Origin of the sequence: Amphibacillus cookii, assembly GCF_016908375.1 — a bacterium.
GTDB lineage: Bacteria > Bacillota > Bacilli > Bacillales > Amphibacillaceae > Amphibacillus_C > Amphibacillus_C cookii.
The window spans coordinates 275,892-297,585 of sequence record NZ_JAFBDS010000002.1 but is presented as its reverse complement, the minus strand read 5'-3'; the positions used below and the strand labels follow the sequence as shown (position 1 = coordinate 297,585).

At 34.9% G+C, this 21,694-nt stretch carries 15 protein-coding genes; 2 read left to right on the top strand and 13 right to left on the bottom strand.

Going from position 1 to position 21,694, the window contains the following annotated elements; translation table 11 throughout:
* Positions 1-283: 283 nt before the first annotated feature.
* On the bottom strand, positions 284-4,891 hold the full coding sequence (locus JOE23_RS04470) for an AAA family ATPase (RefSeq protein WP_204436096.1): 4,608 nt from the start codon (positions 4,889-4,891) through the stop codon (positions 284-286).
* Positions 4,892-7,693: 2,802 nt separating this feature from the next.
* Complete coding sequence (locus tag JOE23_RS04465; RefSeq protein ID WP_204436095.1) at positions 7,694-8,005, bottom strand: hypothetical protein; 312 nt, start codon at positions 8,003-8,005, stop codon at positions 7,694-7,696.
* 332 nt (positions 8,006-8,337) lie between these two features.
* Between JOE23_RS04465 and JOE23_RS04460 the strand changes: the two genes are divergently transcribed.
* Positions 8,338-8,598, top strand: coding sequence for a hypothetical protein (locus JOE23_RS04460; protein ID WP_338021891.1), 261 nt, complete (start codon positions 8,338-8,340; stop codon positions 8,596-8,598).
* Positions 8,599-8,731: 133 nt separating this feature from the next.
* On the opposite strand, the gene JOE23_RS04455 is transcribed toward JOE23_RS04460, so the two are convergent.
* Positions 8,732-9,121, bottom strand: a complete 390-nt coding sequence (locus tag JOE23_RS04455; protein WP_204436094.1) for a hypothetical protein — start codon at positions 9,119-9,121, stop codon at positions 8,732-8,734.
* Between the two features lie 292 nt (positions 9,122-9,413).
* Entirely contained in the window at positions 9,414-10,025 is a 612-nt protein-coding gene (locus tag JOE23_RS04450) for a hypothetical protein (RefSeq protein WP_204436093.1), read from the bottom strand.
* A gap of 231 nt (positions 10,026-10,256) precedes the next feature.
* Between JOE23_RS04450 and JOE23_RS04445 the strand changes: the two genes are divergently transcribed.
* Positions 10,257-10,595: a YolD-like family protein gene (locus JOE23_RS04445; RefSeq protein ID WP_204436092.1), complete on the top strand. Its 339-nt coding sequence runs from the start codon at positions 10,257-10,259 to the stop codon at positions 10,593-10,595.
* A 201-nt stretch (positions 10,596-10,796) separates the two neighbouring features.
* Here JOE23_RS04445 and glnA read toward each other — a convergent pair whose 3' ends face one another.
* From glnA to mutS, 9 genes are all read right to left on the bottom strand, one after another.
* The gene (glnA, locus tag JOE23_RS04440) at positions 10,797-12,134 is read right to left on the bottom strand and encodes a type I glutamate--ammonia ligase (RefSeq protein ID WP_204436091.1); all 1,338 of its coding nucleotides are present in this window, start codon (positions 12,132-12,134) and stop codon (positions 10,797-10,799) included.
* A gap of 25 nt (positions 12,135-12,159) precedes the next feature.
* Positions 12,160-12,564, bottom strand: coding sequence for a MerR family transcriptional regulator (locus JOE23_RS04435; RefSeq protein ID WP_204436090.1), 405 nt, complete (start codon positions 12,562-12,564; stop codon positions 12,160-12,162).
* Positions 12,565-12,726: 162 nt separating this feature from the next.
* Positions 12,727-12,957 carry a methionine gamma-lyase family protein gene (locus JOE23_RS04430; protein ID WP_338021890.1) on the bottom strand — a complete coding sequence of 77 codons (231 nt, stop codon included), beginning with the start codon at positions 12,955-12,957 and terminating at the stop codon, positions 12,727-12,729.
* Positions 12,958-12,998: 41 nt separating this feature from the next.
* Positions 12,999-14,222, bottom strand: coding sequence for a GTPase HflX (hflX, locus tag JOE23_RS04425; RefSeq protein ID WP_204436088.1), 1,224 nt, complete (start codon positions 14,220-14,222; stop codon positions 12,999-13,001).
* 105 nt (positions 14,223-14,327) lie between these two features.
* Positions 14,328-15,209, bottom strand: coding sequence for an AAA family ATPase (locus tag JOE23_RS04420; RefSeq protein ID WP_204436087.1), 882 nt, complete (start codon positions 15,207-15,209; stop codon positions 14,328-14,330).
* 293 nt (positions 15,210-15,502) lie between these two features.
* A complete protein-coding gene (gene hfq, locus JOE23_RS04415) occupies positions 15,503-15,727 on the bottom strand; it encodes an RNA chaperone Hfq (RefSeq protein WP_204436086.1) in 225 nt (74 codons plus the stop codon).
* A gap of 39 nt (positions 15,728-15,766) precedes the next feature.
* A complete protein-coding gene (gene miaA, locus JOE23_RS04410; RefSeq protein ID WP_204436085.1) occupies positions 15,767-16,702 on the bottom strand; it encodes a tRNA (adenosine(37)-N6)-dimethylallyltransferase MiaA in 936 nt (311 codons plus the stop codon).
* Positions 16,703-17,151: 449 nt separating this feature from the next.
* Positions 17,152-18,981, bottom strand: a complete 1,830-nt coding sequence (gene mutL, locus JOE23_RS04405; RefSeq protein ID WP_204436084.1) for a DNA mismatch repair endonuclease MutL — start codon at positions 18,979-18,981, stop codon at positions 17,152-17,154.
* A complete protein-coding gene (mutS, locus tag JOE23_RS04400) occupies positions 18,981-21,554 on the bottom strand; it encodes a DNA mismatch repair protein MutS (RefSeq protein ID WP_204436083.1) in 2,574 nt (857 codons plus the stop codon). Before mutS ends, mutL begins: the two co-directional genes overlap by 1 nt.
* Between the last annotated feature and the right edge of the window lie 140 nt (positions 21,555-21,694).

Here is a 21,694-nt window from a genome sequence, read left to right as displayed (position 1 = left end):
AAAATCACTTTCTCTACGTATATCAAAAGTTATAATTCCTGTATAAAATTTATTTTTTTCATTTTCAGCACTTAACAATTAACATTCAATTTGCTATTCAACAGCCGCGTAAGCTTGTCATGCTAATGATTTAAGTACAAATCTGAACTGCAAAAGTTAAGTTATAGATCTATGCCTATTACGAATAGCGTCAACTATATTAAAAAATCATTTAAAGCTAAAGAAAGAGGGTGTCCATAAAAAGTCACTGTGTAGTGATTATTTAGGACACCCTCTTCTAAACTTAATTTATGAGTTTTAACTGATTCGCTTTAAAGATTGCCATTGTTCGTCGGTTAACATCTAATTTAGAGAAGATGTTATGTATATGAACTTTTATCGTTCCGATTTTCACACCTAAGATTTTTGCTATCTCTTTGTTTGAATGCCCAGCTGCCATTAAGTTAATAATCTCAAGTTCCCTGTCAGTGAGATCATCATAAATCATTAGCTCTTCATCCACATTATCATTCTTATAAAGTGCTTGTTTCAAATCTATAGTATCAGATTTAAAGGGTTCTATTAATCTCGTCACAAACATAGCTTGGGTACCTAGAAATTTCAAGATAGAAAATTGCTCTTCAGAAAACAGATTGGCAATCCAACGATTTTCCAAATAAAGAATTCCCACGTACTGACCTTGGATAAAGAGCGGCATACATAATGTGGATTTTTGAGAATATTCCATAATATACGACGTCCCCTTATAGATTTCTGCATGTGTATTATTAGATGTGTTAACAAGTTTCTTCGTACGATCAACATATCTAATGACTTGATGCGGAATCTCCTTTGATTCATCAATTGGCTTATTGGGCATCGAGACATCATCTATTCCTTGCACAATCGAAGTGACAATGACCACATTTTCTTGTTTGGTAAAAAGAATAACTTTTTCTGCTAGAGATTCTCGTTTAATAGCACACATTAATTCTTTAAGTGCATCGGAAAAGTTTATTTCTTTTGACATTACTTCTGATGCTCTAATAATATTGTCTAATTTTGTCTTCGAACGAATACTTAAGTCTCGACTCATTTCTTGTGATGGAGATTCTTTTTTTATTATTAGGTGATTGACATCGTCTGTCATCCTATCAAAATATCCATGTTCAATAAAGCGCGCTTTCCAACCCGCTCCCCACTCATTATACTCTTGAATAGCCACTTTCAGAAAGATTAGCGCAATTCTTATTTTTCCTCTTTCATGATAAAACTGCCCCGTAAGTTCATTAGTTAACGCCTTACTTAACCGATTTCCGTTCTTTTCTGCCGAAGCTATCGCTTGTTCATATAACTCTTCTGCTTTATCAAGATAACCAAAAACATTAGCGTATTCAGCTCGAATCAACCATTCTTTGTAGGCAAAACATTTCTCATCATATTTCCGAAAATGCGCAAGCTGTTCTAGAACAATCCTCAACTCACGATTCCACTCCAATTGTTTAGTGCCACTCTGATCCTTCCAGCATTTCAACATAACTATTGCTTTGTAAAAGTAATGATCAACTAGATAATTGTAATGATCAGAATATTCAACATAATTATCTGCTTTTAAAGCATATGACACCGCCTTACTATATTCTGCGTTTAAATAACAAATTTGGGTTTTGTATAGATAATAATTAAATAGAGTCATATCTTTTGTGTCTTTAGCTTCAATATCAACCATAAAATGCTTTTCATTAAAATCATCACTATCCATTGATAAAGGGTCGCTCGTTCGTCCTTTCATGCACAAAATAAATTGTGAAAAGAGCATGACATTATCATACACCAATCCATCATTAAATTGTTGTAGGATCCTCATGTATCTATCCGTTAATTCTAACAAATCCACTAATGTTTTTTTCTCATATGATAAAAATGTGTGTTTTAAAATAGCCATACTGGTATAAATGTTTCCGCTACCAATACATCCTCCAAATTCAATAGCTTGTTTTAAGTATTCTTCTTTATTGATAATCTCCTCGTTACCATAATGATAGAATGCACTCCCCAAAACCATATAAGTTTTACTTTTTACTGAAGGAGTATTTTCCTCTACTACCATACTTAACGCAATATCTCTAATAGAGTAAGCTTCTGGAAATGCTTTCGATTCAAGACACAATAAAGAACCATAAACAGCGAAAACAGCAGGCGCATCTTCATATTTTCCATATTCTATAATTAAACGCATAAGTTTACAAATAATAACAGAAAAAACGCTTTTATTTATTAGAAAGCTAGGGATTAATAATTCAAATAAAACCTTCATGATGGTATAAATTTCACGTGTTTTAACATTAGGTAAATACCTTAATTTTTTAAAATCCCCAGCAAGACGTTGCCTTGTTAACACCATCTCTTCTCTAACAAGTTGCGGGGTTGGTTCTCTTGGAATATCAATATTAATCTTTTCAAGAGAATAGATTCCTACTTCTAAAGCCATTTTCGGTTTCCCACAATTAATATAGTTTAAAATCTTTTGACTATATACCAATAGGCTATCTGAACTTGCGTGAGCGCGTTGTAATAATTTTTCATGTAGTATTTCAACTTCTTGCTCATGGCCAGTGTAATACTCCGATTCTGCTAACTCTAAATACAGATTAAAACAAAAATCATGACATTTATCCCACTTTAGTTGCTCCATACTCATAACAGCGCTTCGGTAATAGTGCAGAGCAGTAACATAATCATTTGATTCCTTAGCCAATGAACCTGCTTTGTAATTCAACTCGATCAGCTGCTCTTTTTCACTTGTTTCTTGAATCATATCTCTGCCTTTGTTAAAATGATCGACTGTTTTAAATATCAAATCATCTTGTGGCCCTAAATCAACAAAAAATCTTGCTAATTCTAAATGATTTCGTTTTTTTTCAGTCTCGCTATTTAAATCATAAATAACCTGTTGAATCTGGTTATGGAAAAAATGATAGCGCTGATCCTGATTATTAAGCGTTTCAGAAAAAATTAACCCCTCTTTTTCAGCGCGATGTATCGCGTCCGCAATTGCTTTAACTGAGAAATCTGAAAACCGTTCAATTTCTGATCGTTCAAAAACATAACCAAAACAAGCGATAATCTTTAACACCTTTTTCACGACTTTAGGCAGTCGATCAATTTTATGAATCATATAATTGATTAAACACTTCTGCTCTTTAACTGATTGAATCGCCTCTTGGTCCCATTCCCATGTTTGCGTCACATTATTATACATTATCCAATCGTTGGCATAAATAACTTTTAGTAATTGTTTCGTGTAGAAAAGGTTTCCTGCTGTCTTTTTATAAATTAATTTAGTCAATGCTACAGTCTTAGTTGGATCACTATGAAGTGTGTCGGCTACTAACTGGTTAACTTCCTTCATTGATAAATTTAACAATTCCAATTCCGTGCACCGAACGCCATACTGATCAATCATTTCAAATTGATCTTTTATCATCTCAAATTGCGCTCTGTCACCATCGTCTCTACAGCCTAAAATCAGCATTAGTCTGGTTGTGTTTGGTTTCATTATTAAAGAACGAATTAGTTTAATGAATGGTTGATCAGCCAAATGAAAGTTATCTAAAAATAAGACTAGTGGCTGACCACTATTGATAAATACTTGAATAAATTGTTGAAATACCTGGATAAATTTCTGCTCTTTTTCTTCAACAGACATTAAGCTTATTGCTGTTTGCTCTCCTATAATTGACGTTAATTCTGGTATAACATTAGTAATAAGGTGTGCTTGATCTCCAATTGCATCCAAAATTACTTCTTTCCATTTGCCCATTTGTTGATTCGTTTGTGTTAAAATTTCACTAACTACATCTTGAAAAGCTGTAATCAATGGTTGATAAGGTGTATGATTTTGGGTCTGATCAAATTCACCCGAAGTAAAGTATGCTCTGTTATAAATCATTTTTCTAAATTGATTGTTTATTAAAGTTGTTTTCCCTATTCCAACAGGCCCATGTAGAAACACTAATTCTACTGAACCATTGGAAGCGTCTTGAAATAAATCATACATTAGACAAATTTCGTTATCCCTTCCGTAATAGTGTTTTGGAATTTTAAAAAATCCATCTAGTTGTTCAATGGATAAGCGAAATGAGTCAATTTTCTCTGTCTCTTTTAACGCGACTAAGCACTTCGTTAAATCTTTAAGTAGTTGACCACATGTTTGGTATCTATTTTCTGGATTTTTAGATAAAAGTGTCATAACTATATAATTAACCATCTTAGGGACTTTCCGATTCATTCTTATTAATTGAATCGCCTCAACAGCTATGTGATTATGGGTCCAATCCTGATTATTGTATCTAGAAAATGGATTTTTACCTCTTGCAAATACTTCATATAACAGCATACCTAGCTTATATAATTCAGAACGTTGATCATAGTTTTTCTTAAGCAATACTTCAGGCGATTGATATTTACTTTCCAATGATTCCTTCGTCGAAACCATAGGTAATATTTTAACTTCCAAATCTTCGGATAAAATAATGCGATCTGGTTTAACCATAAACTTAATTTCTTTTATATGCTGACATTGCTCAACTGACTTAACAAGTTGAATCGCTATCTTTAGCGATTCTTCAATAGAATATGCGTGACTTTTCAACGCTTCACTTAAACTTAGGCCTTCTATATTTTCAAAAGCTATCCCTTTATCAACTATTTCTAGCGGGGTTAACATACAAGGTATATCAAATTGTTGACGAATCTGAAATTCCTTAATTAATAACCCTTCAGATATTTCATCATCACCAGTCAACCTCCTCAATAATATCTTATTAGAATCAGCTTGAATGGCCCTAATAAATTGATGATTATCAATTTCCCATGCAAGTTCTAACTCACTATATCCTACAGTTTTCATTAGCATTACCTCTTTCAATATGAGCTATAATATTCGTATTGTATGTATTTCTAACTAACAAACACTAACTCTTTTTATAATAAAAATAGCAATTATAAAATCATTGTCAGAGTCTTATTTACTCTTAAGATTGTAAATACTAATCAATAACTATTAAATCATGAATAGGTAAGTGAATTTCCAACTATCTTAATAAGTATATTAGAAAGAATACCTTACAACGGTATTCAACTATTCGTAGTAACCAACTTAACACATCAAAAATAATGAACTTACTTTATGATCTAATCCTATTTTAAAAACAAACACATTTAAATGAATAACTAAAATCGTGCGATTATCGTCATGATTTTGAGCGCTTGAACACGCTTTATCTGCTAATGACTTCGCTTGTTTAAAGGCATCGCCTAAGGTCAACAGGATGTTGATCAGTTCGATGTTAACACATGATGTGACGCTTTCAATTTAACATTCCCTTAAGTGAAGCTTTACCTGATGTTTTTACTCTTAGCGGTTCATTCTCCGGCTTCCTTTGTTCATTGAAAACTTACATATTGTTCGTCTTCTACTCCAAATAGCTGAATTATGAAATGCATTCACATAACAAAAGTTATGAATTTTTCTTTTATAAACAATCACTATTTCTACATTTAATTCCCCCCCTAAAAAATTCGAATTTTCAATAAATGATATAAACTTCTATATATGGATACATCAGGTGTTAATACACCTGCATTCATTTTTAAAAAGACAACTCATGGAAAAGATTATACAATAGCTTCATTTCTACAATAATAGTGCTCGTCAATATACATTTAATTACTTAATCAACAAGCGCAACCAAAAACTTAATTGATTATGCGCGAAACTAAAGACCTATTCATTCTAAAATTTATTACTAACTAGTTTGCTAAAAGAAGTTGAAAATCTTGATACAATAAATAAATGTCTTCTTTTTAATAAAATTCAAATTAGAAAAAACATCATCTATAAAATAAAGTTTTATATTCAATTTTCACTTAAAAGTCCATTTATAATAATACTACCATCACATTCTTTCTTCTTAAAAGGGGGCTTTGGCCTAATTATATTTTCTCATTTTTGTTAAATCATTCTATATATTTAACACTTCTACTCCATTTAATTCACATGAAATACAAGTGTAATCATACTTTACAGTTTTATTCACAACGCTTAAATTTTTTTAAGAAGTAAATATGACCACCAAACCTAGATATACAATAAATCATTTAATTAATGACTATTTTTACAGAAATCTTTGGAACATCTTATCCACTTACTAAACGATCGATCACTTACTACAGATGCTATTAAAAAAACAAGCTGATGGCGCAATAATACTAATCCTCACATGTCGGCGTACGATAAAGTAAAATAAACAGCTTCTAGCCAGCTATTGCTTACTCCAGTAATCAACGGTCAATTAACGTTTATTTATAAGGTTGGGAGCACTTTCAAAATCATTAATTAGAGAGTAGTATTAATCAAATGTTTTACACAGTTAATAGGTCTTATTAAGATTACACTAAATTTTTTGTTTTCACCTATTGTTTACGTACACTTTTACTATAAGCGATTTCAGCTTGTAATTTGCATGCAAATAGATAAGAATTAATATAAGGTATGTAGTTTTATGATTGGCGTGTCACTACCAAAATTTCTTATAACTTTTTTAACTTATAAGCAAATACCTCTGTATTTTTTTGTATTATTATACATATAACTTGATTATTTTGGAATATAAAACCTTTTAAGCATTTCTTATTACCCAAGACAGGCGTCGTTACATTTAAATGGAAATAATATGTAAAATAAATGATTCTTTAAGCTCATATTTAATTCTGATTATACTTCTAATGCTCCGATAGCAGTAGTTCACATCTATGCTATTTTCATCGTTCAGATTCCTTCTGTTTTGCTATTTCTCAATGCTTCTTTAAATAGATTTATACTGAAATAATAATAGACAACCGCTTTTCGATTGATTATAAACCTTTCGTTTTAGATGCGCAGGTGAGATATGTTCTGCTTTCACTCTCCCAATCACAAGGGAGACATCTTGGTAAACGCAGTGTCTCCCTAGCCGTGGGTGTTAGATTTACGCCATGTAGATCATGAAGACATCACAGAATAAGAATTCGCTTTATTTCGTGCGGTTGGGCTTACTCAGGAAATCGCACGCAAAGTGAGAACTTCACATGAAAATTAGTTGCGATCGCACGCAAAATAGAGAAATCGCATGAAGCATTCCCAGTCGAAGTGGAGATAAGCAAGGGATGAGACTTCTGTGGGATTAGGATGAGCTGAAGATCCACTTGAGGCGTGATCTTTGCGACTCAAGTTAGCTGAAGCCATCCCCGCGAAAAGCGAATCCCTTGCTTTTCGAAACGAAATAACGTGCTAAACGTATGTGGCACATCCATGCAGACGTAAAGTCAACAAGCCTATTGAATACCGCGTCTATTGAACACGATCAAGGTTCAATGACTATTTTCAGTGTGCGAAAGTTGAGTTAGTGAAAATTAACTTCATTTCTGCAAAATCTTGACCTTCCAATCAAATCCTCTCTTTAATCATTTTGATTTCAATATTTGTATATATATTTAAAGGAGAAAAACTGTATAGACAAAGTGCTGAAGGGGGAGTAGAGTAACTCAATTGAGCTGGGTGATAACGGACGCTAATGTTCGGATTCACTCAACAAACCTGCAATCAGTAGGAGATGAACGAAAATGTCCGCTGATTGCAGGTTCTTTTTATCTATACGCCATTAAATAGGTATTATTCAGATAACTTATTGTTCATTGCTTCAATATTTTTATTCAAGCGACTAAGTTGTCTAATGATCATCCAATTTTGCTCAACCATAGCAGACAAATACGACACTTTCGCCTGCTCTTCAGCTTTAGCAAAGCTGAAAGCCAAACCAACCTTGAAGAAGTTATTACCGACAAGGTCATTAGCGATACGTTGTAAAACAACTAAATCTTTTTCGTCTAATTCCTCAAGTTGATATTTTTCCATAAACTTAGCTAATTGTTTTTCTTCTTTATCCATTTTTTTATCATTAGAGCTCCCACCAAACAATCCCATTTGAAAAACCTCCCGTTTTTTGTTTTATTTACGATTGCTTTCAATAATAAGATCAACATCTGTCAGCATTATAAGGTGCGATTCAGAGCACGCGGCTATCTGACTATCATAATTTCCCCATATTTATGAAAAACTTACATGATAATTCATAATATCAATACATGAACACCAATTAGATTAGGCAAATTTACTTTTATATCTGATAATTTTCAAGTAAATAGTGAAAAAGAACCAAAACTATAGTGTAATATTATTGTAATTATGGTTTGAAAATAAAAGAAGAAGCAAGAATTTTGAAATAGGTTACAGGTGGATTAGAAGCGCTTTGGGGGATTCCCGTATTAGGGGGTACAATCATTATTGGTTTAGCTTGGACACCCCTTATGCTTATGCTAGCTTTACATATAATTGGGCTCGTATTAAGTATTAAAAGTAACATGAAGAAGGTTGGCCATATACTTGGTATTGTTACTTCGTGTGTTGGGTTCATTCCATTTGTAGGCATGGTTCTACATATTTTAACAGCTATTTTCCTTCTCATTGAAGCAGCCAAAAACGAAGTAGAGATATCACCATTAAAACATGCTTCTTAATTAAGGAAATACAAAACCACTAATCCTGTAGTAGCCTACCTCATCATTTCCATTTAAAGGGATATAGGTAGACTTCTTTAGATAACTAGTGGCTTTGTAATATAGCAAACTACACTTTATTACTTTATGTTCATCATGCAGACTCCTTCTGCTTTACAAATTTCAAAACTTCTTTAAATAGATTAATGCTGAAATAATAGTAAACGACTATACCTAAACCTGCCAACAAGATAAAAATGATTTGGAAACTACTCAAATAGGTCTGTACGATATAGTTAAACATAACCACACTAATAAATGCATGTACAGTACTAATAAAAATAGCTACTCCAATTAAAGCAATTTGCATCACACCAACTAACTTTTTATCTTTTTGAGTTCTTGAGGATTTTTTATTTCTCTTCACAAATAATGCGATCAGAAGCATAATTAACGACCAAACGCTTAAAATAACGCTAAAAATGCTCAGAAAATTAATAATTACTGATAAAATGGCGATTTTTACATATTTTTTAAAACCCATCTTTATTTTCATTCTCCTCGCTTTTTAATGTAATCAGAACCTGAATTCTATACTAGAAGTTCTCTTAGCCATACTATTCAAAATTAATTTTTAATTAAAGATAGAAAAACGAGAACTAACGTAATCTATGTAACAAACCTCAATTTATGTTAATTGAAATATCATCTGATGTAAATAGGAAGAACGAGCCGTTTTATTTATATCTCTAAAGTAGCCTTTTACTTGTTCCATTTAAAAGTAAAATAAAATATATAAAAAATAAAAGCCACCAAAAGGTGACTTTTATTTTTTACTATTCATTCATATCATCTGGGTAAATGACACTATCAAAAATTTCTCCAGACTCTTCATCAACAATGTCAATGGTGACGTTATAGTCATCTGGATTAACCCCATTCATTAACTGATAAAACAAGCCTGAAATCCCAAGTGAAAAGGCTGCTATACCATCAAAGCTATTTTCATAAACTTCTTGGTCAACAGCAACTGTAAAACTTGAGTAATCATTATTTGCTGTCACATCACTAATTGATACAAAATCAGCACTTGAAACAAGCTCAGCCATTGTACTTTCAATTTCAGTCGCATAATCACTTAGCCACTCATCATGTACAGATTCAGGCATTGTATAAGTAACTGATCCATCGTCATTAACTGTTACTTCAGTAATTCCAACCTCATCAGCTTCCGCTTTAATCTGATCGGTATCTAGTTCTCCTTCATAAAAAGAAGCTGGTATCGTGACTTCAACATCAGCTAACCTTTCTTCTGCACCATCTTCCTCTACATCACCTTGTTCATTGCTCCCATCAATATCTTGTTGATCGGATTCATCTTGAGAACATGCTGAAATAAGGAAAACAGCCAATAATAACACGCTTAGCAATATTAATAATCTTTTCAAAATTCTTCCCCCTTTTTTAAAACTAAAAACACAGCAAAATAAGTTTACCATATTTATCTTTATACTACCAATTATTAAAAAGCTAATCGTACCATTTTAATACTACAAACCTTAACAACAGATAGTTAAAAACTACTAGACCTGCCAATAAATAAGTTTGTATTGAGTAAGCCCTAAGATGTAAAATATAGAACGAACGTTCTTATTGTAAACTTATAAGGAGACGGCATCATGAAAAATAAACTTACAAAAGGATCTAATTTAGTATGGGAAGCTAGTCGAATGATCTTACCTGAGCACAAAGAGTTAATACGTAAACATTATGAAGAATTAAACGATGTGATTAAACCTATTTTATCTGAAGATAAGTTGGAAGAACTTGAACGAACAGTCATAGAAGCTATTGAGTTTAAATCTGTTGTTGAGATCACCTATTACAAAAACAAGCGCGTGCTAAAATATCAAGGCATCATTATACGTCAGCTTGATTTAAGACGATTGGAAGTTGAAGTAGCTGACGGCTTAGAGTTTTTAAAGATTGATAATATTATAGATATAGAATGGATATGATAGCAGAAATGCTGTCATATCCATTTCGTTGCTCTTCTCACTGTTATAAAACGAACTATCACCCACCTCAATCGACTTGGTCTACTCTCTATTTTGAGGGGGGTTTACGGACGTTATCTGTGATCGTTTTATTTACCAAAACGGTGGCCTCCCAAAGAACAAAAAAACCCCAGAACCATTGTGGCTCTAGGGTTTAACTGATTAATACATTTGGATATATTGTTCTCTTTCCCATGGGTGTACTTGTGTACGGAACATATCCCATTCAATTTCTTTAGATTCAACAAAGTGTTCGAATAAGTGCTCACCTAATGCTTGAGTAATGACTTCATCATTAGAGAGATTAACAAGTGCTTCATAAAGTGTAGCTGGTAAATCTTTAACACCATTTGCTTCACGCTCTTCTTTGTCCATGACATAGATATTGCGATCAACTGATGATGGTGCTTCTAAACCACGCTCAATCCCATCAAGACCTGATGCAAGTAAAGCAGTAAGAGCTAAGTATGGGTTAGCAGATGGATCTACACTACGCACCTCAACACGTGTACTTAATCCACGAGATGCTGGAATACGGATAAGTGGTGAACGGTTTGAACCTGACCAAGCGATATAACAAGGCGCTTCATAACCTGGCACTAAACGCTTGTATGAGTTAACGGTTGGGTTTGTAACCGCAGTAAATGCTTGCGCGTGATCGATAATACCAGCGATGAATTGATAAGCTGTTTTGCTTAATTTCAATTCGCCTTCTTCATCTAAAAATGTATTTGTTTTACCTTTAAATAGTGACATGTTACAGTGCATACCTGAACCATTTACTCCAAACAACGGTTTTGGCATGAAGGTTGCATGCAGACCATGCTTACGCGCAATCGTTTTAACCACCAATTTAAATGTTTGAATATCGTCAGCATGTTTGACTGCATCAGAATATTTAAAATCAATTTCATGTTGCCCTGGCGCTACCTCATGGTGCGAAGCTTCAATTTCAAAGCCCATTTCTTCTAATTCAAGCACGATATCACGACGGCAATTTTCACCTAAATCAGTTGGAGCAAGATCAAAGTAACCACCTTTATCATTAAGTTCTAATGACGGATCTCCTTTTTCATCTAGTTTAAATAAGAAGAATTCTGGCTCCGTTCCAATATTAAAGGCTGTGAATCCCATATCTTCCATCTTTTTAAGGTTTCGCTTCAAATTAACACGCGGACAACCTAGGAATGGCTCTCCTTCTGGCGTGTAAATATCACAGATGAAACGTGCTACTTTACCTTTTTCTGATGTCCAAGGGAAGACAACAAAAGTATCCAGGTCAGGATATAGCTTCATATCTGACTCTTCAATTCTAACAAAACCTTCAATTGAAGAACCGTCAAACACCATCTCATTATTCAATGCTTTGTCTAATTGACTAAGAGGAATCTCAACATTCTTGATCGTTCCAAGTAAATCTGTAAATTGTAGCCGAATAAACCTAACGTTTTCCTCTTTGATTTTCTGCTTAATCTGTTCTACGGTAAACTTTGTTCCCATGTTTGTCCTCTCCTTTAACTATTCTTTAATGATGGAAGAATCGTGATAATTCCCCCTGACGCAACGAGGTTTTTCCAAGTCGGCCTGACTGCATTAATTCATTCCGTAATAGTTTACGCAATTCTTTCTCAGATAATTCAGGTTTTTTGTCCATTTCACTATCTGATCCCTTCTCGGTAGTTGGTAAATCTTTGAGCTGTAAAACTTGTTTAATACCAGCAAGATTAATCCCTTTTTCGATCAATTCCTTAATTTCCAGTAACCGATCGACATCATTGAAAGAGAATAATCGTTGATTTCCTTCTGTTCGAGCCGGGTGAATTAATTGATGTTCTTCGTAATAACGAATTTGTCTAGCGGTCAAATCAGTCAAATCCTTGACTATACCTATGGAAAATAAGGGCTGCGAACGTCTATCTAGATCACTCATAACATTCTCCCCTTTCCTCTCTTGCTTTCCATAATCTTATTATACACACACGGAAAAATAGTTGTCAACAGATGTTAGCTTTTTTTACATTGAAATTTTCAAAACATTTAATACATTTTGTCTATTTGTTATTAAAGCCCATCATTTCCTATAAGTATAGTATTAGATTTTGATATAACCACATTGCGAATGAAGGAGGGTTGGCATATCTTTTTGATCGCTGATAGCAATCATTTTTGTTTGTTCATTAATTGATTTGTTAAGTAAATCGATTTCATTTGTATTTGTTAATGGGATGGCATGATAATTTACCCCAAAATCCATTAAAGATCCCGAATTTTCGCCACGGACACCTACAACTTCTTCAAGGATATCATAGGACACCCCAGTAATATAGAGTAAACCACATTAAGCATACCACTTTCTGAAAAAAATCACTCTGGTGTAAGCGGATGGTTATCAGGTAGATAACCTTGTAGCCAATAACTTTCCTCAACCTCAATAAACGTATTATCGGTAATAATCGAATGTTGCTTTAATTGTTGTAACCTTTTGCCTTGATCAGCTGGGATCTGAACAGAGTAATGTTTCCATTCTTGTTTAATTAATTCTTCAGTTTCCTTGAGCAGCTTCTTACAATCTAATACTGAAAATGCACTGATTGTTAAAGCCGGTTTGTGCAACGGGATAAAATCAGTGGCGATTAAATCAGTCTTATTGTATAAAGTTAAGGTGGGGAGTTGATCAGCACCTAATTCCTGAAGTAATTGATTAACCGTTTGTTGCTGATGATGTTGATCAGGATGGGAAGCGTCAACAACATGATAGATCAAATCTGCTTCTGTTACTTCTTCAAGTGTAGAGCGAAAAGCAGCGATTAAATCAGTTGGCAAATCTTGCATAAATCCAACCGTATCAGTCAAGATAACATTAAGTCCCGAAGGCAACTTCAATTGTCTTGAGAGTGGATCTAATGTCGCAAACAGTTGATCTTGTTCAAAGGCATCACTCTGTGTTAGCTGATTAAAAAGTGTTGATTTTCCCGCATTTGTATAGCCAACAATAGCAATTTGAAAGGTGTGATTGGCTTTTCGGCGTGATCGATACTGATGGCGTTGATTCGCAACAGTTGCTAGCTTTCGTTTAATCTCATCAATTCTTCTATTTATGTGTCTTCGATCAGATTCTAGCTTGGTTTCCCCTGGGCCTCTCGTGCCAATTCCTCCACCGAGTCTTGAAAGCGCTAGCCCTTGCCCATGCAGCCTCGGTAACAGATATTGATATTGAGCCAGTTCAACTTGAAGCTTCCCCTCGTTTGTTTTTGCTCGACTTGCAAAAATGTCTAAAATTAATTGACTGCGATCAATGACAGGAAGATCAAATTCAGCCTGTAAATTTCGGGTCTGAGAAGCTGATAATTCATCATTAGCAATAATTAAATCAATAGCTTTTATATCAATCAATTGATTTACTTCAGTTAATTTCCCCGCACCTAAATACGTGGCTGGATGTGGATGATCCCGTTTTTGCATGGCCACTTCAATGACTTGGCCTTTAGCCGTTTCTGTTAACGCCTTTAGTTCTTCTAGCGAATATTTAAACCGACATTCATCATCTTTCTTCCTCTGCACAGCGATAATTAGCACATTTTCTTGCATTTTTAATACCTCATTTCTACAATACGTCTCTTCTATTTTAACAAAAAAATATAATCCGGTAAGCAAGTTTACACAAAATATTCACGAATGATGTTAACTTTTTTCTTATATATCGTCAGATGTTAACAATATTAACTTATTTAATTCATATACCCTTTCTTTAACTAAACGAATCGATTGCTTTCGAACGGCCTCTTCAATAATATTTCTAACAAACCGGGCATTGCTAAATGGATACGTTGTATACTTTAGCAATTCACGCTCAATTAATCGACGAAGTTTTAATTCAGCTTTTTCAGTTAAGTGATAATCACGGTCTTTAACCATTTTTTTTGCGATTTCCATTAATTCACTTAATTGATAATCTTCAAAATCTAAAATGAAAGGAAAACGAGAAGCTAGCCCTGGATTACTTCGCAAGAAAAACTGCATCTCCTCAGGATATCCTGCTAAGATTAAAATAAAAGATTGGCGATGATCTTCCATTTGCTTAACTAACGTATTAATCGCTTCTTTTCCAAAATCCTTTTCTCCACCATACGCCAAAGCATAAGCTTCATCGATAAACAAAACGCCTCCAAGTGCTCGCTGTATTAATGCTCGTGTTTTGTGCGCTGTTTGCCCAATGTATTCACCTACTAAATCTGTTCGATCTGCTTCAATAATATGGCCTTTCTCTAAAATATTCAAATCGACAAACCATTTAGCTAAAGTACGAGCTACCGTCGTTTTTCCGGTTCCAGGGTTCCCTTTAAATAGCATATGTAATGATTGTTGTTCTGTCTTAAGCCCTGCTTCTTGACGTCTTTTGTTTATTTCAATATGAGCATAAATTTCTTTCATCTTCTCACGGAGATTATCCATACCAATAAAACCTTGCATCACTTGGTTAATGGATTCAAATGGATCAACTCGATCTTCGTTTTCAGCCTGATTAAGGTGGGTATCGTGTAAGACAATATTAATTTGATTCGTTCTCATGGCCATCTGTCTAATCACCTCTTTCTTTATGTATTATACGCAACTTTTGCTTTGTATTAACACTAAATAAATGAGAAAAATTCATATTCGCTTATTCTTTTACGTATCACAGCTAAACGTCCGGGATAGGATACCACCCACCTCAAAATAGAGTGCAGAGCATCGATTGAGGTGGGTGATAACGGACGCTAAGGTTCGTTTTATGCTTAGGTCTTTAGATTTTTTATCGCTTCGTCAAAAAACACAGCACCCTTTAGATCTTTTCTAAAGGGTGCTGTGTTAGCTGTTGACATAGGTAATTATTCTTTTTCTAGAGCTACATTTTTTACAGGTGCGAATGTTGAAATGGCATGTTTAAATATCAATTGTTGCTTTCCTTCTGTTTCTAATAAAACAGTAAAGTTATCAAACGCTTTAACAAGACCACGTAATTGAAAACCATTAGTTAGAAAGACAGTGACCTGAATATGATCTTTTCTTAGGGCATTTAAGTACTGGTCTTGAATATTTACAGATTGAGCCATACTATTCCTCCTCTATTCTATCTCTAATATAATATAATTCTAGGTTAGACTTAAAATTCCTGCTAAATCTGAATAAATTTTTTCAAAAACTTGCTCTTTTGTCTCGGGAGTTAAGTTATACCAATTTACTTTCATTTTATTTTTAAACCACGTATATTGGCGTTTAGCATAGCGTCTTGAATGACGTTTAAGTAATAAAATAGCCTCATCAAGATCACAATCACCTTTAAAATAAGGAATAAACTCTTTATAACCAATCGCTTTCATAGATTGCGCATTCTCTAAACCTTGTTTGTAAAAATAATGTGCTTCTTCTATCAGACCTAATGTGAGCATATGATCAATCCGTTCATTAATACGTTGATAAAGAAGGGTACGGTCCATCTCCAAACCGATTAAAATAGGATGATACGGTGAGGTTTGAGATTGTTGGGCTTGCATCTCACTCATCGTTTGGCCTGTACGATCGTAAACTTCTAAAGCTCGAACAATTCTTCTTACATTATTAGGATGTATTTTAGCCGCTTGAATAGGATCAATGGATTGTAGACGTGCATAAACATGATCAATACCATCTTGTTCAATCGATGCCTCGATTTTTGCTTGGTAACTGGGATCACGACGTTGCTCAGAAAATTGGTAATCAGACAAGGCGGCATCAATATATAATCCTGTACCTCCAGCAATAATTGGAAGGCGCCCTTTGTCTGTAATCATCGTAATGTAATGCTGGACTTTTTCTTGAAATTCAGCTACAGAAAACGATTCCTCTGGGTCCTTAATGTCAAGCATATGGTGAGGAATACCCGCTTTTTCTTCCTCGGTTACTTTAGCGGTTGCAATCTCCATTCCTCTGTATATTTGCATAGAGTCTCCGCTAATAACTTCACCATCAAAACGTTGAGCAATCTGAACACTTAACTCTGTTTTACCAACAGCTGTCGGCCCTACAATGGCCACGACCGGTTGTTTCATTTCAATTACCCCTCGTATAATAAGTTTTAGTTACTACCTATTGTGCGTATTCTATCTCTGTAAATATTTTGTGATCGCTCACAACCCAAAGATACCTTGGTAAACATCGTGTTTCCAAGTACGAACATCGCTTTAAATTTACAGAAGGTAGACCAGTAGACAGTGCCACACGAACGTGGCAACCTTAATTTTTTAAGTGTATAGAACAAAACTTCAATCCGCAGGCGTGGGCCTACAGGATGTAGGTCATGCAGACGTTGCCACAGGACGTGGCGGTTTTAGTCTACGATCTTACCCCACGGATTGCAGGTTCGTTGAGTGAATCCGACATTAGCCATCCGTTATCACCCCGCCCACCTATATAGATTTGCTTATGCTCTCTATTTTGAAGTGGATAGTATACGGACGTTATCTGTGATAAAAGTTCCCTTTATATCTCATTGTTACAGTTACATCACGCGTTTAAACATTTTTTCAATGTCATAGTTTGAAAAATTAATAATGATCGGCCTTCCGTGGGGACAAGTAAAAGGATCTGTCGTTTCGCGTAATGATTCTAACAACTGAAACATATCATCATAATTCAAATAATGATTCGCTTTGATTGAACGTTTACAAGCCATTAATATGGCTGACTCTTCTCTTAATTTGTTTAAATCAACTTTACCTTCCTCCATCACTTGATTTACAATATCACGAATGACTTCTTCTTCGAAACCCTTAGGAAACCATTGCGGGTGGGCACGTATTAAATAAGTTGTTTGTCCAAAATGTTCAAAAAATAGTCCAACCTCTTTCAACTGTTCTTGATATTGGTTGATCATAAGCGCCTCTTGATTAGAAAAGTCAAAAGTTAATGGCATGAGTAGCTCCTGCAATTCGCTCTCTACTTGACCAATTTTATCTCGAAAATATTCATACTTAATCCGCTCTTGTGCAGCATGTTGATCAATCATATATAAACCCTGCTCATTTTCAGCTAGAATATAAGTGCCATGGTGTTGGCCAATTGGATATAACACGGGTACCCGTTCATTTTTCGCAGACACAGCTTGATTGACTTGCGCAGGACTATGCTCCACCGGATCAACATCGGCTTGATAAGCCGACACTTCCTCTTTCGCTGCATCTAAAGTAAAATCGAGTGACTGATGTGTGTCCGTTGATTTATTTTCTGTTTCTATTGTTGGTCCAAGTTCTGATGAAGTTTGCTTTTCTTGCTGATGTTCAAAGTTAAAGCTTTCTTGTGTATTTTGGGTTATATTTTTTTTCGGTTGTGTAACTGTTGGAATAAGCGTTTCTGTTCGGAACGTCTGACGAACTGACTCTTCAATTGCTTGAAATAATTCTCTATCTTTACTAAAGCGTACTTCAAGCTTTGCAGGATGAACATTAACATCAACTAAGATCGGGTCCATCTCTATTTGCATGACGACAATCGGACTACGTCCAATTGGTAAAAGCGTATGATACCCATTAAGGATCGCTTTATTTAAGGGGATACTCTTAATATAACGCCCATTAATAATCGTTGACATATAGTGACGTGACGCCCTTGTAATCTCAGGCTTAGCAATATATCCAGTAATATGATAATCTAAGGTCTTATGATCTACTTTAAGCATTTTCTTTGCAACAGAAACGCCATAAATTTGAGCAATAATCTGAAGCAAATCACCACGCCCATTTGATTGAAATAATAATTTTTCATTATGATACAATTCAAAACGTATGTTTGGATAAGATAAACTGATATGATTAACAACATCTGTAATATGTCCAAGCTCGGTATGAATGGTTTTCATATATTTCAGACGAGCTGGGGTATTATAGAAAAGATGTTGCACCGTAATCTCTGTCCCCTGTCTTGCATCACCTTTGTCTTGACTGACCATTTTTCCACCCTCAAGATAGATAATCGTTCCTGCACTTTCCCCCGTAGATGTCTTTATAGTCAGCTGGCTAACTGCAGCAACAGAGGCTAGCGCTTCCCCACGAAAACCTAATGTAGCGACATGAAACAAATCTTGTTCTGTCCGAATCTTACTTGTTGCATGACGTAAAAATGCTCGTTCTGCATCAGCCTTATCCATCCCCGTTCCATTGTCTGTAATTTTTATTTTACGCAATCCTGCTTCCTCAACTTCTATTTTAATTACTGAACTCTTTGCATCAATGCTATTTTCGACAAGCTCTTTGACCACTGAAGCAGGACGCTCCACCACTTCACCTGCTGCTATTTTATTGGCCAAAATATCAGGCATTGTTTCAATTGGCATTATGATTCATCCTTTCGCGCTAGCTTTTGCAATCGGTACAGTTCATTAATAGCTTCCATAGGGGTCATTTCCATTAAATCTAGTGCTTTAAGTGCTTGCTCAATCTTTGAAGTTGATTGTTTCTTTTCTATTGAAGTAGATTCAGCTGCAAAAAAGCTTAATTGATCAGTGTCTTGCTGCACTTCAGATGATTCTGATTTCATTTCTAACTCAGCTAAAATAACTTTGGCTCTTTCAATTAACTCTTCTGGTAATTGAGCAAGTTTAGCGACATGAATACCATAACTTTCATCTGCTGCACCATCTTGAATTTGATGAAGAAAGACCACACGTCCCTCATATTCCTCAGCACGGACATGAATATTTTTTAATTGCTCTAATTGATCTTCTAAACTCGTTAATTCGTGGTAATGCGTAGAAAAGAGCGTTTTGGCACCTACCCGATCATGAACATACTCTATAATAGCTTGTGCTAAAGCCATACCATCATAAGTGCTTGTCCCACGCCCTATTTCATCAAGCAAAATCAAACTATTTTCTGTCGCTTGCGTTAATGCATGCTTCGCTTCAAGCATCTCAACCATAAATGTACTTTGTCCTGCAACCAAATCATCTGCCGCACCAATTCGAGTGAAGATTTTATCAAATACAGGTAATGTAGCATGCTCAGCAGGTACAAAGCATCCAATCTGGGCCATAATTGCAATTAATGCGACTTGACGCATGTATGTACTTTTACCAGACATATTCGGTCCAGTTATTAAAAGGAGTTGGCTTGATTGATCCATTAATACATCATTAGGCACATACTCCTCGTCTTTCATCACCTTTTCTATGACTGGATGGCGCCCTTTTGCAATTGAAATCGTGTGCTCGTTTGTTAATGTCGGCTTAACATAACCATATTGTTCACTCACCAAAGCAAAGCTTTGCAACACATCAAGCTCACTAATTTGATCAGCTAATGTCTGTAAACGTGTAATGTAAAATTTAACTTGTTCTCGCAATTGAATAAATAAATTGTATTCTAAATCGATGCTCTTTTCCTCTGCTGACAAAATTAATTGCTCTTTTTCTTTTAATTCTGGTGTAATATAGCGTTCTGCGTTGGTTAATGTTTGCTTACGTTCATATTTCCCCTCGGGGAGCAAATGAAGGTTAGCTTTGGTCACTTCAATATAATAGCCAAAAACCCGGTTGTAACCAATTTTTAAAGATTTTATATTCGTTGCTCGCTTTTCTTGTTGTTCGAGTTCAGCAATCCATTTTTTTCCGTTCCGTGAGGCATCCCGATATTGATCAAGCTCTTCATTAAAACCATCTCGAATAATGCCACCTTCTTTAATGGTTAAAGGCGGGTCTTCAGTCAAACTGGTTTCAAGCAAATCTTGCAACTCCGTTAACGAATCCAAAGCTTCTCCACGCTTCACTAATTGTTCTTCCGAAAATTGTGCTAGTATTTTCTTTAAACCAGGTACTTTTGTAATTGATAATTTCAATTGCAATAAATCGCGTGCATTAACATTACCAAAAGCAACTCGCCCAGCTAAACGCTCTAAATCGTAAATGGACTTTAGTTGTTCGCGTAAATCTTCGCGCGAGATAAAATCAGCCATCAATCCATCAACAAGTTGATAGCGCCTTGTTAGTATATCTTGATTTAGTAATGGACGTTCTAGCCATTTTTTTAATTTACGTGCCCCCATTGCAGTCACTGTTTGATCGAGAACCCAAAGCAAGCTTCCCTGTTTTCCTTTTTTGATAATGGTTTCAGTCAGCTCCAAGTTACGCTTTGAATACATATCAAGCCCTAAATATTCATTTAGTTTTATAACCTGAAGTGGTTTTAAATGATCAAGTGCACGTTGTTGGGTCGATTGAATATAATGAACAAGCCTACCAAATCCGATCTTCAATTTCTCATTGTCAATATTTTCAACCAAATGCTCGTAGGGCTGCTCTATTGTTGTTTCTTCGACATATGATAATGTGACTTGAAGACGATTGGTAAGATCACCTTGATGCTCTACGGGTAAGTCTTTTGAAATAACAACTTCTCTAATGGGTCTATTATAGAGTTCGCTTAACACACTTTCCCAACCGGTTTGGACGAGTGCTGCACTTGTTTCGCCTGTGGACAAATCGTTGTATGCCAGGACATAATGCCCATGTTCAAAACCTGTTATACTTGCTAAATAGTTATTTTCTTTTTCGTCAAGCATGGCGCCTTCCATAACTGTACCTGGCGTAATAAGCTGAATAACTTCTCGTTTCACAACGCCCTTGGCAACTTTAGGGTCTTCAACCTGCTCACATATTGCAACTTTAAATCCTCTTTCAATTAGGGTTTTTATGTAATTACTTGCTGAATGGTAAGGAACACCACACATAGGTATACGCTCTTCCCCTCCACCATCACGACTTGTAAGCGTAATTTCCAATTCTCGAGATGCTTTTAACGCATCCTCAAAAAACATTTCATAAAAATCACCTAAGCGAAAGAAGAGGAAACTATCTTGATATTGTGCTTTTATTTTCAAATATTGTTCAATCATTGGCGTATAATTACTCATTAATCGATCTCCTAAACTATTTAAAGATTTCAATATTCTTATTATAGCATATCATCAACTCCAATTTTTACCCGTAGATTCAAAGAATTTCATTAATTCTTCGTATAAAATAAACCGAGTTAAGCGAATCAGGACATTAG

Coding starts and splice junctions, on each gene's coding strand:
- hflX (WP_204436088.1), bottom strand. CDS start 14,222: ATGCAAGAAAATGTGCTAATTATCGCTGTGCAGAGGAAGAAAGATGAT.
- JOE23_RS04420 (WP_204436087.1), bottom strand. CDS start 15,209: ATGGCCATGAGAACGAATCAAATTAATATTGTCTTACACGATACCCAC.
- JOE23_RS04445 (WP_204436092.1), top strand. CDS start 10,257: ATGAAAAATAAACTTACAAAAGGATCTAATTTAGTATGGGAAGCTAGT.
- JOE23_RS04455 (WP_204436094.1), bottom strand. CDS start 9,121: ATGGGTTTTAAAAAATATGTAAAAATCGCCATTTTATCAGTAATTATT.
- JOE23_RS04470 (WP_204436096.1), bottom strand. CDS start 4,891: ATGAAAACTGTAGGATATAGTGAGTTAGAACTTGCATGGGAAATTGAT.
- JOE23_RS04435 (WP_204436090.1), bottom strand. CDS start 12,564: ATGAGTGATCTAGATAGACGTTCGCAGCCCTTATTTTCCATAGGTATA.
- glnA (WP_204436091.1), bottom strand. CDS start 12,134: ATGGGAACAAAGTTTACCGTAGAACAGATTAAGCAGAAAATCAAAGAG.
- mutL (WP_204436084.1), bottom strand. CDS start 18,981: ATGCCAATTGAAACAATGCCTGATATTTTGGCCAATAAAATAGCAGCA.
- JOE23_RS04465 (WP_204436095.1), bottom strand. CDS start 8,005: ATGGGATTGTTTGGTGGGAGCTCTAATGATAAAAAAATGGATAAAGAA.
- mutS (WP_204436083.1), bottom strand. CDS start 21,554: ATGAGTAATTATACGCCAATGATTGAACAATATTTGAAAATAAAAGCA.
- miaA (WP_204436085.1), bottom strand. CDS start 16,702: ATGAAACAACCGGTCGTGGCCATTGTAGGGCCGACAGCTGTTGGTAAA.
- hfq (WP_204436086.1), bottom strand. CDS start 15,727: ATGGCTCAATCTGTAAATATTCAAGACCAGTACTTAAATGCCCTAAGA.